The organism is Bradyrhizobium sp. 170, from assembly GCF_023101085.1.
Classification (GTDB): Bacteria; Pseudomonadota; Alphaproteobacteria; order Rhizobiales; family Xanthobacteraceae; genus Bradyrhizobium.
Genome location: NZ_CP064703.1, coordinates 3,978,687 through 3,992,058, shown reverse-complemented (window position 1 = coordinate 3,992,058; position 13,372 = coordinate 3,978,687). Strand labels below are relative to the sequence as shown.

14 protein-coding genes are annotated in these 13,372 nt (G+C 63.9%); 7 read left to right on the top strand and 7 right to left on the bottom strand.

Annotated elements, in window-relative coordinates; all coding sequences use genetic code 11:
* Window positions 1-55 precede the first annotated feature (55 nt).
* The gene (locus IVB05_RS18330) at window positions 56-448 is read left to right on the top strand and encodes a hypothetical protein (protein WP_247786024.1); all 393 of its coding nucleotides are present in this window, start codon (window positions 56-58) and stop codon (window positions 446-448) included.
* Between the two features lie 123 nt (window positions 449-571).
* Here IVB05_RS18330 and IVB05_RS18325 read toward each other — a convergent pair whose 3' ends face one another.
* The 3 genes from IVB05_RS18325 to IVB05_RS18315 all read right to left on the bottom strand — a co-directional run bounded on the left by IVB05_RS18325 (window position 572) and on the right by IVB05_RS18315 (window position 3,076).
* Window positions 572-1,408, bottom strand: a complete 837-nt coding sequence (locus tag IVB05_RS18325; RefSeq protein ID WP_247786023.1) for an AraC family transcriptional regulator — start codon at window positions 1,406-1,408, stop codon at window positions 572-574.
* Window positions 1,409-1,543: 135 nt separating this feature from the next.
* Window positions 1,544-2,785: an amidase gene (locus IVB05_RS18320; RefSeq protein ID WP_247786022.1), complete on the bottom strand. Its 1,242-nt coding sequence runs from the start codon at window positions 2,783-2,785 to the stop codon at window positions 1,544-1,546.
* 12 nt (window positions 2,786-2,797) lie between these two features.
* Window positions 2,798-3,076, bottom strand: coding sequence for a hypothetical protein (locus IVB05_RS18315; protein WP_247786021.1), 279 nt, complete (start codon window positions 3,074-3,076; stop codon window positions 2,798-2,800).
* A gap of 113 nt (window positions 3,077-3,189) precedes the next feature.
* Between IVB05_RS18315 and dprA the strand changes: the two genes are divergently transcribed.
* Window positions 3,190-4,308 (top strand): DNA-processing protein DprA, encoded by a 1,119-nt coding sequence (gene dprA, locus IVB05_RS18310; protein WP_247786020.1) that lies wholly within the window; start codon window positions 3,190-3,192, stop codon window positions 4,306-4,308.
* Here the strand turns inward: dprA and IVB05_RS18305 are convergent.
* On the bottom strand, window positions 4,305-4,706 hold the full coding sequence (locus IVB05_RS18305; protein ID WP_247786019.1) for a helix-turn-helix domain-containing protein: 402 nt from the start codon (window positions 4,704-4,706) through the stop codon (window positions 4,305-4,307). The genes dprA and IVB05_RS18305 overlap by 4 nt on opposite strands.
* Before the next feature lie 100 nt (window positions 4,707-4,806).
* Between IVB05_RS18305 and IVB05_RS18300 the strand changes: the two genes are divergently transcribed.
* Window positions 4,807-5,415 carry an FMN-dependent NADH-azoreductase gene (locus IVB05_RS18300; RefSeq protein WP_247786018.1) on the top strand — a complete coding sequence of 203 codons (609 nt, stop codon included), beginning with the start codon at window positions 4,807-4,809 and terminating at the stop codon, window positions 5,413-5,415.
* A gap of 70 nt (window positions 5,416-5,485) precedes the next feature.
* Here the strand turns inward: IVB05_RS18300 and IVB05_RS18295 are convergent, their stop codons facing one another.
* Window positions 5,486-5,626 carry a hypothetical protein gene (locus tag IVB05_RS18295; RefSeq protein ID WP_247786017.1) on the bottom strand — a complete coding sequence of 47 codons (141 nt, stop codon included), beginning with the start codon at window positions 5,624-5,626 and terminating at the stop codon, window positions 5,486-5,488.
* 166 nt (window positions 5,627-5,792) lie between these two features.
* On the bottom strand, window positions 5,793-6,566 hold the full coding sequence (locus IVB05_RS18290) for an SDR family oxidoreductase (RefSeq protein ID WP_247786016.1): 774 nt from the start codon (window positions 6,564-6,566) through the stop codon (window positions 5,793-5,795).
* Between the two features lie 110 nt (window positions 6,567-6,676).
* On the opposite strand from IVB05_RS18290, the gene IVB05_RS18285 reads away from it, so the two are divergent.
* Window positions 6,677-7,153: a helix-turn-helix domain-containing protein gene (locus tag IVB05_RS18285; protein WP_247786015.1), complete on the top strand. Its 477-nt coding sequence runs from the start codon at window positions 6,677-6,679 to the stop codon at window positions 7,151-7,153.
* Between the two features lie 77 nt (window positions 7,154-7,230).
* On the opposite strand, the gene IVB05_RS18280 is transcribed toward IVB05_RS18285, so the two are convergent.
* Window positions 7,231-7,485: a hypothetical protein gene (locus tag IVB05_RS18280; RefSeq protein WP_247786014.1), complete on the bottom strand. Its 255-nt coding sequence runs from the start codon at window positions 7,483-7,485 to the stop codon at window positions 7,231-7,233.
* A 230-nt stretch (window positions 7,486-7,715) separates the two neighbouring features.
* Between IVB05_RS18280 and topA the strand changes: the two genes are divergently transcribed.
* Genes topA through IVB05_RS18265 form a run of 3 tightly spaced genes read left to right on the top strand, consistent with a single transcriptional unit; the run spans window position 7,716 to window position 13,243 of the window.
* Window positions 7,716-10,475, top strand: coding sequence for a type I DNA topoisomerase (gene topA, locus IVB05_RS18275; protein ID WP_247786013.1), 2,760 nt, complete (start codon window positions 7,716-7,718; stop codon window positions 10,473-10,475).
* A complete protein-coding gene (gene rnr, locus IVB05_RS18270) occupies window positions 10,476-12,818 on the top strand; it encodes a ribonuclease R (protein ID WP_247786012.1) in 2,343 nt (780 codons plus the stop codon).
* Window positions 12,806-13,243, top strand: coding sequence for a DUF983 domain-containing protein (locus tag IVB05_RS18265; protein ID WP_247786011.1), 438 nt, complete (start codon window positions 12,806-12,808; stop codon window positions 13,241-13,243). The genes rnr and IVB05_RS18265 overlap by 13 nt, the downstream gene beginning before the upstream one ends.
* Window positions 13,244-13,372: the final 129 nt, after the last annotated feature.

The window sequence follows — 13,372 nt, the reverse complement described above, 5'->3', positions numbered from 1 at the left end:
CCAGCAGCGCGAAGATGAATTTCTGCAGAAAGATCGGCGGGCCCGCAAGATAAAGGTGATCGCGATAGGTGTGCAGCGCCAGCGCGATCATGAGAAAGTTCGGATCGCCCTTGCTGGAAAACCACGCGGGCCGATGCGCGGCCAGCGTGGCGAAATTCGCAAAGAAGCGAAGCTGCTGCTGCGCCGGTCTGAATTCGATCTCCAACTCGGCCGCACCGTCGCCGGCGTTGGCAAAGAAATGCGGCTTGCCACGCGGCACGACCGCGCTTCCGCCAGCTTCGACAATCTGTTCCCTGCCCGCGACAACAATTTTGATGCGGCCCGATCTCACCGCAAAATGCTCGTCCGCGCCGGGATGGACATGAAGCAGCGCGTTGCCGCCACCCGAACCACCCTGCTCCAGGATGACTTCGAACCGGGCGACCGAGGGATCGTCGACCGGTCCTGAAAAGACGAAGGTCTCTTTGTTGTAGGCATTGCGCAGCTTCGTTCCGCGCTTGAGTTCGGTCAGCATCATCCATCTCCTCATCTCATGCCATCCACCGGTCTCGGAGATGTGCTGCCTAATGAGCTAGGTCATGAATGTATTGTAAAAATCCGACGCTGCGAGTTCGGCGTTCCAGCCGCGATATTCCGCGGCCGTCGCACCGCGAAAGAACGTCTCGGGCGGCGTGCCGGCCAACGACCTGAAATCGTTGATCAGATGCGCCTGGTCGTTGTAGCCGGTCGCATAGGCGATTTCGGCCCAATCGCTGCCCTTGAGCCGCGCAGCGACGACCTTTTCCATCCGCGCGACACGGGCGAACTGCTTCGGGCTGACGCCGGTCAGCATCTTGAAGCGGCGCTGCAGGCTGCGTTCGCCGACGTCGAGACGCGAGGCAAGGTCTTTCATCGAGACCGCTGGATCCTGCTTGAGCGCGCGGATCGCGCGGTGAACGACAGGATCGAACCGGTTCGCGGCGGCCCGGTCGCGCAGGAACTGCCGCATTCGCGCCACGCGTGCTTCCGCATTTTCCGCTTCCGCGAGCATTTCTTCCAGCAACGATGCCTCGCGGTCTCCAAAAATGTCTGACAGTTCCACGCTGGCATCGGTCATATCGGCCAGATCGCAGCCGAGCACACGGCAAGCCTCTTCTGCCTTCAGGCGGACCAGCACGACGCCGAGCGGACCACTGGGACGCAGGGTCATCGCCCTGGTTTGCATCCCATTGGCGGTGCGCTTGTAGCGGGGCCGGTGCGCGGCCGTCATCGCCGCACGATAGTGCACGATGAGGACGGGCGACGTCGTCGGCAGGACCTTTATCGTGAGCGCACGGGCTGAGGGCGCATCGTCGAAATCGGCATCCCAGATCGCTTCGGCGAAGTCGCTGAGCACCTCGCCTGCCGGAAAGAATTGAGATTTAGGCATGCTTGACTGTCGTTCCTGCCGAAAAGCCGTCCTTGTGACCTCTGTTTGTCGGCGTTCGCTCGGTCAGGTTGCGTCGTTCCGCTCAAATAAATTTGGATTGACTTCCCGAAATCGACGGACCGTGCCCGAACGGTCTCATTGCCGCATGAGCGCGCCCTCCACAAACCGCGCCGCCGTCAGTGCCGCGGCATCAGCGCCGTATCTCGCAATGACCTGCACGCCGACCGGCAATCCACCGTCCGCGATGTGCGCGGGAACGTTGACGCAGGGCACGCCCATCAGCGTCCATAGCCGGTTGTAGCGGGCGTCGCCGGTCGAACCCAAACCCTGTGGCGCGGCGCCGGGCGCCGACAAGGTCAGCAGCACATCGACCTCTTCGAACACTTTTGCCAGTGCGTGCCTGGCGCGGCTTGCAACGCCCATCGCCTCGTCATAGGCGGCCGGTGTCAGGCCCCGGCTCTCGTCAAGCCGTGCGCGCAGCAGCGGCGCCATCGCCTCGTAATTTTCTCGATATTCCCAGGCGAGCGCCTGATGTGCCTCGAATTCCTGGATCACCGAATGGGCTTGCCACGCCTCCGCAATGATCTCAGGCAAAGCAAGCGCCCGCACCGAGGCTCCGGCGCGTTCGGCAGCCTTGGTCGCGATCCGCAGCGCTTCCCCGCCTGCCGCCTCCGGCCTACCTGCAAAATCCTGCGTCACGACGCCGATGCGCGGGGTCGGAATGCTGGGCGGCAGCAGCAGTTCGGGCCGGCCGGTCATCGCGGCAAGCCCGCGCGCCACGTCGTCGACGCCGGCAGCGAACAGGCCGACCGTATCGAGCGTCCACGAATAGCACTTCACGCCGACCGTCGGCAGCAGGCGGTACGACGGCTTGATCGCGGCGACGCCGCAGAACGAGGCCGGCCGGATCACCGAGCCGCCGGTCTGTGTTCCCAGCGCGAGCGGGATCATGCCGGCCGCCACCGCTGCCGCCGAGCCGGACGACGATCCGCCGGGCGTGTGACCATGGTTGCGCGGATTGAGCGTCGGCGTCGGATCCACGGAGGCGAATGCGGTGGTCGTGGTCTTGCCGATGATGCTTGCGCCCGCCTGCTTCAGCATCATCACCACGGCTGCGTCGCCGCGCGGCCGAAAACCCCGGTAGATCGGCGAGCCCATTTCGGTCGGGAAATCCACCGTATCCATGATGTCCTTGATGCCGACCGCAATGCCGCACAGCGGCCCAGCGCTCGCCGCATGCACATGTTCGGCGCGGCAGACGAATGCGCCGATGGTCCGGTCCTGCGCGCCGATCGCTTCCAGGGATTGGGCGATTGCGGCGTGGGGCGAGAGATCGCCGGCATCGATGCGGCGCTGAAGGTCGGCGAGCGAGATCATGGTATTGCCTAACTAGGTGAGAGGCGCCTCGCTGAACGGAAGAGGCAATTGGTGCTCTCTCAGGACGGTCTTGTAGTGGGTAAGCGAGTCCCAGAGCGCATTTCTCAGTTCATTGGCAGTGTCAAAGCCCGGCGCGCCGCGCCCAATCGAAGCACACACCTCATCGGCGCGCTGACAGAGAACGTAGAGGCTATCGCCCTGAATTAAAAAGCCCGGAAAATGGCGGCCTGGATGCCGCATGACGGCAGCGTTCGTCGTATCCGAGTATATTTCGACGGGTTCAACGCGCATTCCAGACATCCTGACTGATCGATACACATCAATTTGACTGGGCGCTACTGACGTTGCAAGACCATTGCTCACGCGCTCAGGTTGCTTCATGCTGCTGAGACACGGAGCCGAAATTGGACGCGATCAGCACACCTTACCTCACCGAGACCGACCGGATCGACCGGCTGCGGCTGATCCGCAGCGACAATGTCGGCCCACGCACCTTCAACTCGCTCATCGCCCATTTCGGCGATGCGCGCACGGCGCTCGAACGGTTGCCCGATCTGGCGCGCCGTGGCGGCGCCGCGCGTTCAGGACGGATCTGCAGCGAGGAGGAAGCACGGGCTGAGATCGCTGCGGCGAACAAGATCGGCGTCTTGCTGGTCGCGCCTGGCGAAGCCGCCTATCCGCCGCGGCTGGCGACACTCGAGGATGCGCCGCCGTTGCTCGGCGTGCGTGTGCGCGCTGCGCCCGACGTCCTGATACGGCCGATGATCGCGATCGTCGGCTCGCGCAACGCTTCCGGCGCCGGTTTGAAATTCGCCGGCCAACTGGCGCGCGATCTCGGCGAGGCCGGCTTCGTCGTCATTTCGGGGCTGGCGCGCGGCATCGATCAGGCCGCGCATCGCGCGACGATCGAAAGTGGCACGGTCGCGGTGCTGGCCGGCGGTCACGACCGGATCTATCCGCCGGAGCATGGGGACTTGCTTGCCGCCCTGCTCGATCAAGGCGGCGCGATTTCCGAAATGCCGCTCGGCCATGTGCCGCGCGCCCACGATTTTCCACGGCGCAATCGCCTGATCTCCGGTGCGTCGCTCGGCGTCGTCGTGATCGAGGCTGCGCACCGCTCGGGCTCGCTGATCACGGCGCGGATGGCGGCAGAACAGGGCCGCGAAGTGTTCGCGGTGCCCGGCTCGCCGCTCGATCCGCGCGCCTCCGGCACCAATGATCTGATCAAGCAGGGCGCGGCGCTGGTCACCGAAGCCAGCGACGTCATCAACGTCATTCAGCCAATCCTGGAGCGGCCGATCGTGCTCGAGGCGCGTGAAGGCGATGACGAGCCGCTCGACTTCGACATCGATCCGGGCGTACGCGCACGCATTGTCACGCTGCTCGGGCCTAGCCCGGTCAGCCTCGACGATCTGATCCGAATGTCGGGCCTCTCGCCCACCATCGTTCGCACGGTGCTGCTCGAACTCGAACTGGCCGGACGGCTGGAGCGCCATGGCGGTGGCCTGGTGTCACTGATCTAACTCTTCTCATTGCGCGCGTCGAAATTCGTCCGCGCGCGCTCGATCTCCGGCAGATGCGCGAACGCCCATTGGCCGAGCGCCTGCACCGGCTGCGCCAGCCCGCGGCCGAGATCGGTGAGTTCGTAATCGACCCGCGGCGGGATGGTCGGAAACACGGTGCGTGTCACCAGCCCGTCGCGCTCCAGCCCACGCAGCGTCAAGGTCAGCATCCGTTGCGAGATGCCGCCGATCGTGCGCTTGAGCTCGTTGAAGCGCTGCGGCCCACCGATCAGCGTCATGATCACGAACACGCTCCATTTGTCGCCGACCCGCGCCAGCACGGAAGCCACCGCGCGGCAACTGTCACCAGCATGCGGGCTCGGCGGCAAGGCAGGCACAATCTTGTGCTCGGGTCTCATGGATGTGCTCGGGTGTAAAAAATGTGCGTTCTTGCGGGGTTTTGCCACGGTCACTCATATAGCGCCAGTTACAAATCTATACCAAAGGGTGACATCAACCATGAAACTTCTGCACATCGACTCCAGCGTTCTCGGCCCCCACTCCGTCAGCCGCCAGGTTTCCGCCGCCATCGTCGAACGGCTGCGCCAATCCACCCCCGGCCTCGAGGTCAGCTATCGCGATCTCACGCTAACGCCGCTGGCGCACCTTACCGGTTCACACCTCGCCGCCGGCCAAGGGGCTACGCCCGAGACCTCCCTGCGAGAGGATATCGCCGCCGGTCAGGCTGTGCTGGAAGAGTTTCTCGCCGCCGACGTCGTCGTGCTCGGCGCCCCCATGTACAATTTTACGATCCCAAGCCAGCTCAAGGCCTGGATCGACCGCATCCTGGTCGCGGGCAAGACGTTCAAATACTCAACGCAAGGCGTCGAAGGTCTGGCCGGCAACAAGCGCGTCATCGTCGCGATCTCGCGCGGCGGCTTTTATGGTCCGGGCACGCCTGCCGCGGTCGGCGAGCACCTGGAAACCTATTTGCGCTGGGTGTTCGGCTTCATCGGGATCAAGAATCCGGAATTCATTTCCGCCGACGGCATCCAGGTCGGTCCCGAACATCGTGAAAAAGCCGTGGCCGGCGCGCTGAAAGCCGCAGGCGATCTGAACGCCGCCTGAGTTGAGGCGACAGCGGCTGCCGTTACCACGCACGGCGGCAGCCGCTCGCGCATGATCGCGAAAAGCCAGATCAGAAAATGCCGTTCATGCGGCAAATAACGATGAGGAGGGAAATTAAAAGACCGACACCGGAAAACAGCGCGATTGAAACAAGTTGCGCGGTGTCAGAATTTTCCGCCGGGGTCGAGGAGATGCCAGTGGTCTTCGGCACGGCTGCGCTCACCAGTTCATGGTTGCAACGAGACTCCTGCCTCGAAATGTCTGGCAACCACGCCTGGGGTTCAATGCGCGTTCTGGCTCAGCGCCAATCCGCCGCAGGGCGCCGGCGTCGGCCGGCGCCCGAGATCGACGTTATCATTCCGCCGGTCGGCCGAGCCCTAGCCCCGATAGATCGGCGCGCCGCTCGGAGAGGCCGTGGCGCCGCCGTCGACGAACAGTTCCTGGCCCTGCACATGCGCGGAATCGTCCGAGGCGAGGAACAGCACCGTCTTCGAGATATGATCGGGTTCGCCGATGCGGCCGAGTGGTGTCGATAGCGCGATCCGCTTTTCAAAGGCCTTTTCGGCTTCCGGCGTGGCGACCGCCGGGCCCCAGATCGGGGTGCGGATCGCACCGGGCGCCACGACATTGACGCGGATGCCGCGCGGCGACAATTCCGACGCCATGATGCGCGCCATGGCCCGCACGCCGGCCTTGGCCGCGCCATAGGCCGAATAACCGGGGATGCCGAGCACGGAGATGACAGAGCCGTTGAGAATGATCGAGGCGTTGTCGTTGAGATACGGCAGCGCGGATTGCACGGTGAAGAACACGCCGGTGAGGTTGGTGCTGATGACCTTTTCAAAAGCCTCACGCGTGGTGGCGCCAAGCGGCGTGCCGCCGGCGATACCGGCATTGGCGAACACGATATCGTATTTGCCGAATTTTTCGGCCCCCTTCCCGATCGCGGCATCGGTGGCGGCGATGTCGGTGGCATCGGCCACCACCGCGAGCGCGTTCGGACCCAGCTCCTTGGCGGCGGCTTCGAGCGTTGCCTGATTTCGTCCTGTTATGACGACCCTGGCGCCCTCGGCCACGAACACCCTTGCGGTCGCAAGCCCGATGCCGCTGTTGCCTCCCGTGATCAGTGCCGTCTTGTTCGCGAGCCTCATGGCGGTCCCCGATGGTTGCATAATTAAACTAGATTGCCTAGCTAGGGCATCTGGTTTAATATTGCAACCACACAAGGCCGTGATTGCTGTCGATCTGATGGGAGCTTGCCATGGTGAAGCGAACGAGCTTCGAACGCGACGATTGCCCGATCGCGCGCTCGCTGGATGCGATCGGCGACTGGTGGTCGATGCTGATCATTCGCGAGGCGCTGTTCGGGGTCAGCCGCTTCAGCGAATTCCAGAAGAAGCTCGGGCTGGCCAAGAACATCCTCACGGTGCGGCTGCGCGCGCTGGTCGATCAGGGCATCCTGAAGACCGCGCCTGCTTCCGACGGCAGCGCGTATCAGGAATATCTGCTGACGCCGAAGGGACGCGGCGTCTTCCCGATCCTGGTCGCCTTGCGGCAATGGAGCGAGGAGTTCGACGAGCGCCCGGAGGAGATCGCCACCATCCTGGTCGACAAGGAAAACGGCCGGCCGGTTCGCAAGCTCGAACTCCATTCGCGGGACGGGCGGCAATTGGGTGCGGGCGATACCGCTCTGAAGCCGCGGCCGGCGGGCAAGCAAGGCAAGCGGGCTACGGCGTAAGCGAGTTCTTCTCCCTCTCTCCGTTCTTATGGCGAGAGGGAGAGTTGACGGCGAAAGGCTGCAGCCGGATCGATTTCTCACGACAGCTTGTGTTTGCTCCGGGTGCGCAGGCGTTCTTCCGCCTCGAGCTGCGCCATGCCGAGCAGATGGCTGAGCACCTCAAGCCGATGGCGCTCCGCCAGCTTGACCAGTTCGGCAACGGTCTCCGCGATAAAGGCCACGGCCTCGTCGGGGCCGCCCTCCTCACCTCGTTCAGTGGCTCGTTCCTCGGGTGGCGAGACCCGCTTCTTGCCTGAAGCTTTCCGCTTCCGGCCGCCTCGAGTTTTGCTCAAAAAACTTGCATCCAATGGCTTAGAATATTGCCCAGAAATAACCCCTTTATCGACGCAACTCTAGGCAGTATTTCTTACCCTTGTGGATATAAAGTCGAAGCCAAGGGGTCCCTGCTCCCTTACTGCGGATTTGACAGGGGCCGCCTCACCACCCATGTTCGGGTCCAATCGGTGGGCCGCGAGTCTCGCGGAACCCGCCTTTATCTTTTCCCGTAAGCCATTGGAATGACATGAATATCGTCATCGTGGAGTCGCCGGCGAAAGCCAAGACTATCAACAAGTATTTAGGCGCCTCCTACGAGGTTCTGGCTTCGTTCGGCCATGTCCGCGACCTCCCCGCCAAGAATGGTTCCGTCGATCCGGACGCGAATTTCCAGATGATCTGGGAGGTCGATCCCAAGGCGGCCGGCCGACTCAACGACATCGCGAAGGCGCTGAAGGGCGCCGACCGCCTGATTCTCGCAACCGACCCTGATCGCGAGGGCGAAGCGATCTCCTGGCACGTGCTGGAGGTGATGAAAGAGAAGCGCGCGCTGAAAGATCAAAAGATCGAGCGCGTGGTGTTCAACGCCATCACCAAGCAGGCGGTGACGGATGCGATGAAAGCGCCGCGGCAGATCGACGGCGCGCTGGTCGACGCCTATATGGCGCGCCGCGCGCTGGACTATCTGGTCGGCTTCACGCTCTCGCCGGTACTGTGGCGCAAACTGCCGGGCGCGCGCTCCGCGGGCCGCGTGCAGTCGGTGGCGCTGCGGCTGGTCTGCGACCGCGAACTCGAGATCGAGAAATTCGTTCCGCGCGAATACTGGTCGCTGGTCGCGACGCTGACGACGCCGCGCGGCGATACCTTCGAGGCGCGCCTCGTCGGCGCCGACGGCAAGAAGATCCAGCGTCTCGACATCGGCTCCGGCGCCGAAGCCGAAGACCTCAAGAAGGCCATCGAGGCCGCGAACTTCACGGTTACGACCGTGGAAGCAAAGCCCGCGCGCCGCAATCCGCAGGCGCCCTTCACCACCTCGACGCTGCAGCAGGAGGCCAGCCGCAAGCTCGGCTTTGCCCCGGCGCACACCATGCGGATCGCGCAGCGGCTCTATGAAGGTATCGATATCGGCGGCGAGACCACCGGTCTCATCACCTATATGCGAACCGACGGCGTGCAGATCGACGGCTCCGCAATCACGCAGGCCCGCAAGGTGATCGGCGAGGATTACGGCAACGCCTATGTGCCGGAGGCGCCGCGCCAGTACCAGACCAAGGCCAAGAACGCGCAGGAAGCGCATGAAGCGATCCGCCCGACCGATCTGTCGCGCCGTCCGGCCGAGATGCGCCGCCGCCTCGATACCGATCAGGCCAAGCTCTATGAGCTGATCTGGATCCGCACGATTGCGAGCCAGATGGAATCGGCCGAACTCGAACGCACCACCGTCGATATCGCGGCGAAAGCCGGCTCCCGCGTGCTGGATCTGCGCGCCTCGGGCCAGGTCATCAAGTTCGACGGCTTCCTCGCGCTCTATCAGGAAGGCAAGGACGACGACGGCGACGACGAGGATTCGCGCCGTCTGCCTGCCATGAGCGCAGGCGAAGCGCTGAAGCGGCAGGATCTCGCCGTCACCCAGCATTTCACTGAACCGCCGCCGCGCTTCTCGGAAGCGTCGCTGGTCAAGCGGATGGAAGAGCTCGGCATCGGCCGTCCCTCGACTTACGCCTCGATCCTTCAGGTCTTGAAGGACCGCGGTTACGTCAAGCTCGAGAAGAAGCGGCTGCATGGCGAGGACAAGGGCCGCGTCGTGGTCGCGTTCCTGGAGAACTTCTTCGCGCGCTATGTGGAGTATGACTTCACCGCCGCGCTGGAAGAGCAGCTCGACCGCGTCTCCAACAACGAGATTTCCTGGCAGCAGGTGCTGAAGGAGTTCTGGACCGGCTTCATCGGCGCGGTCAACGACATCAAGGATCTCCGCGTCTCCGAGGTGCTGGATGCGCTCGACGACATGCTGGGGCCGCACATCTACCCCGCCCGCGCCGATGGCGGCGACGTCAGGCAGTGTCCGACCTGCGGCACCGGCAAGCTCAATTTGAAGGCCGGAAAGTTCGGCGCTTTCGTCGGCTGCTCGAACTATCCGGAATGCCGTTACACCCGCCCGCTGGCCGCCGACTCCGAGGCCAGCGCCGACCGCGTCCTCGGCAAGGACCCGGAAACCGATCTCGACGTGACGGTGAAGGCCGGACGCTTCGGCCCCTACATCCAGCTCGGCGAGCAGAAGGATTATGCCGAGGGCGAAAAGCCCCGGCGCGCCGGCATCCCGAAGAACATGTCGCCTGGCGACATGGAGCTCGAACTGGCGCTAAAGCTGCTGTCGCTGCCACGCGAAATCGGAAAACATCCGGAGACCGGCGAACCGATCACCGCCGGCCTCGGCCGCTTCGGCCCGTTCGTGCGTCACGAAAAGACCTATGCGAGCCTGGAAGCCGGCGATGAGGTGTTCGACATCGGCCTCAATCGCGCGGTCACGCTGATTGCTGAAAAGATCGCAAAGGGCCCGAGCGGCCGCCGCTTCGGCGCCGATCCCGGCAAGCCGCTCGGCGAGCATCCGAGCCTTGGCGGCGTCGCTGTCAAGAACGGCCGCTATGGCGCCTACGTCACGGCCGGTGGCGTCAACGCCACGATCCCGAGCGACAAGACGCCCGACACGATCACGCTCGCCGAGGCCATTGCGCTGATCGACGAGCGCGCCGCCAAGGGCGGCGGCAAGCCGAAGCGCGGCGCGAAGAAAAAGGCTGTGCCGAAAAAGGCAGCCGCCAAAGCTGCCGATCCCGCCGCGCCAAAACCTGCCAAAAAGGCGGCAGCGAAGAAGGCCGCCGCAAAACCGAAATCGGAAGCCGTCAGCAAGGCGCGCGCGCCGGTCGCATCCGCCGCCAAGACATCGGCGGCGAAGCCCGCCACTGCACCCAAAACGCCTGCGAAGAAGAGCGCGGGCAAGGCCCGGGGATAAGTGAAGAGAAAACACGACAATGGTTTTCCAAGCCGGGACGCCATCGTCGCCTTTGTCCGTGCGAATCCAGGCAAGATCGGCACGCGGGAAATCGCCCGCGAGTTCGGCCTGAAGAATGCCGACCGCGCTGAGCTAAAGCGCATCCTGCGCGAACTCGCCGACGAAGGCGCCATCGCCAAGCGCGGCCGGAAAATCCACGAGACGGCTCTCCTACCCCCGACGGTGATCGCCGACATCACCGGCCGCGACACCGATGGCGAATTGCTCGCCACTCCCACCGAATGGGACACCGAGGAAAACGGTCCCGCGCCGAAGATCCGCATCCACGTCCCGCGCCGTCTGCAACCGGGCACCGCCGCGGGTGTCGGCGACCGGGCCCTGTTGCGGATCGAAAAGGCTGATGATGGGGAAGTCGCCCCCTATCGCGGTCGGATCATCAAGATCATCGATCAGGCCCGCACGCGCCTGCTCGGCATTTTCCGCGACCTGCCTGGCGGCGGCGGCCGGCTCGTACCTGTCGACAAGAAGCAGGCCGGACGCGAATTGAACATCGCGCCATCGGACACCGGCGGCGCCGAGGACGGCGATCTCGTCAGCGTCGATCTCGTTCGCGGGCGCGGCTATGGGCTCGCCTCCGGCAAGGTGAAGGAGCGGCTGGGCTCGCTGTCGAGCGAAAAGGCGATCAGCCTGATCGCGATCCACGCCCACGAAATCCCGCAAGCGTTCTCGCCGAGCGCGGTGCGCGAAGCCGAGGAAGCGCAGCCTGCCAGTTTGAAGGGTCGCGAGGATTGGCGCGAGCTGCCGCTCGTCACCATCGATCCGCCCGACGCCAAGGATCATGACGACGCGGTGCACGCCGCGCCCGATCCAGATCCAAACAACAGGGGCGGCTACATTGTCCATGTCGCGATTGCCGACGTCGCCTTCTATGTGCGGCCCGGCTTGGCGCTCGATCGTGACGCGCTGACGCGCGGCAACTCGGTGTACTTCCCGGATCGCGTGGTGCCGATGCTGCCTGAGCGCATCTCCAACGATCTCTGCTCGCTGGTGCCGGGCCAGCCACGCGGCGCGCTCGCGGTGCGGATGGTGATCGGCCCCGATGGCCGCAAACGTTCGCACAGCTTTCATCGCGTGCTGATGCGCTCAGCCGCCAAGCTACACTATGCGCAGGCGCAGGCCGCCATCGATGGCCGTCCCGACGATACCACCGGCCCGCTGTTGGAGCCGATCCTGAAGCCGCTCTACACAGCCTATGCGCTGGTAAAACTCGCGCGCGACGAGCGCGATCCGCTCGATCTCGATCTGCCCGAGCGAAAAATCCTGCTCAAGGCTGACGGGTCAGTCGACCGCGTCATCGTACCCGAGCGGCTCGACGCGCACCGCCTGATCGAGGAATTCATGATCCTCGCCAACGTCGCAGCCGCCGAAATGCTTGAAAAGAAGGCGTTGCCGCTTATCTATCGGGTGCACGACGAGCCGACCCTGGAGAAGGTTCATAACCTCCAGGAATTCCTGAAGACGCTCGACCTGCCGTTCGCGAAGACCGGTGCATTGCGCCCTTCCTTGTTCAACCGCGTGCTCGTTCAGGTTCGCGGCGAGGATTACGAACCGCTGGTCAACGAGGTGGTGCTGCGCTCGCAGGCGCAGGCGGAATACTCGGCGGAGAATTACGGCCATTTCGGCCTCAACCTGCGCCGCTACGCGCATTTCACCTCGCCGATCAGGCGATACGCCGACCTGATCGTGCATCGCGCGCTGATCCGCGCGCTCGGCCTCGGTGAAGGCGCGTTGCCGGAGGCCGAGACGCTGGAAACGTTGAGCGAGGTTGCGGCGCAGATTTCGGTGACCGAGCGCCGCGCGATGAAGGCGGAACGCGAGACGGCCGATCGCTTGATCGCACATTTCCTTGCCGACCGCATCGGCGCGACGTTTCAGGGCCGTATTTCCGGCGTTACCCGCGCCGGGCTGTTTGTGAAGCTTTCGGATACCGGCGCCGACGGGCTGATCCCGATCCGCACGCTCGGCACGGAGTACTACAATTACGACGAGACGCGTCACGCGCTCGTCGGCTCACGCAGCGGTGCCATGCACCGGCTGGGTGACGTTGTCGACGTGCGTCTGGTAGAAGCAGCACCGGTGGCCGGCGCGTTACGGTTCGAGCTGCTGTCGGAAGGCCAGGTCATTCCGCGCGGCAGAAAACGCGACGGCTCGAAAGCGCCGACAAAGCCGTCGAAATCGCATCCAGGCCGTAGCCCGCGCGACAAGGTTCGCAAGCCCCACAAGGGCCAGTCCGGCAAAGCCAAGCCCGGCAAATCGAAGAAAGGCAAGTCATGGAAACGGTGAGCACCGCGACGACATGGAGCCGCAATACCGTGCAGGCCGAGAAGCGCGACCTCTGGACCGCGATGAAGCGCGGCTTTCGCTGCCGCTGCCCGCGTTGCGGCGAAGGCAAGATGTTTCGCGCTTTCCTGAAGACCGCCAACAATTGCTCGGCCTGCGGGCTCGATTTCACCCCGCATCGCGCCGACGATTTGCCGGCCTATCTCGTGATCGTCGTCGTCGGCCACATCGTGGTACCGGCGGCGCTGTGGATCGAAACCAATTACTCGCCCGCCGTGTGGCTGCAACTGGCGATCTACCTGCCGCTGACTTTCATTTTATCGCTGCTACTGTTGCAGCCGATCAAGGGCGCCGTCGTCGGCTTTCAATGGGCATTGCGCATGCATGGCTTTGACGAGAATGCCCCTGGCGACATTCCGCCGGTCTAGAGCATCGGTTCTGATTGAATCAGAACCGAAGCTCTAGATTCTTGTTTTGACGCGTTTTCTTCACGCGAACCGGTATCCAGTTCACTCGAAAACGCTATAGCTAAACCGGAACCAACAAGAACACCAAAA

Coding starts and splice junctions, on each gene's coding strand:
- IVB05_RS18325 (WP_247786023.1), bottom strand. CDS start 1,408: ATGCCTAAATCTCAATTCTTTCCGGCAGGCGAGGTGCTCAGCGACTTC.
- IVB05_RS18320 (WP_247786022.1), bottom strand. CDS start 2,785: ATGATCTCGCTCGCCGACCTTCAGCGCCGCATCGATGCCGGCGATCTC.
- IVB05_RS18315 (WP_247786021.1), bottom strand. CDS start 3,076: ATGCGCGTTGAACCCGTCGAAATATACTCGGATACGACGAACGCTGCC.
- IVB05_RS18305 (WP_247786019.1), bottom strand. CDS start 4,706: ATGAGACCCGAGCACAAGATTGTGCCTGCCTTGCCGCCGAGCCCGCAT.
- IVB05_RS18300 (WP_247786018.1), top strand. CDS start 4,807: ATGAAACTTCTGCACATCGACTCCAGCGTTCTCGGCCCCCACTCCGTC.
- IVB05_RS18290 (WP_247786016.1), bottom strand. CDS start 6,566: ATGAGGCTCGCGAACAAGACGGCACTGATCACGGGAGGCAACAGCGGC.
- IVB05_RS18285 (WP_247786015.1), top strand. CDS start 6,677: ATGGTGAAGCGAACGAGCTTCGAACGCGACGATTGCCCGATCGCGCGC.
- topA (WP_247786013.1), top strand. CDS start 7,716: ATGAATATCGTCATCGTGGAGTCGCCGGCGAAAGCCAAGACTATCAAC.
- IVB05_RS18265 (WP_247786011.1), top strand. CDS start 12,806: ATGGAAACGGTGAGCACCGCGACGACATGGAGCCGCAATACCGTGCAG.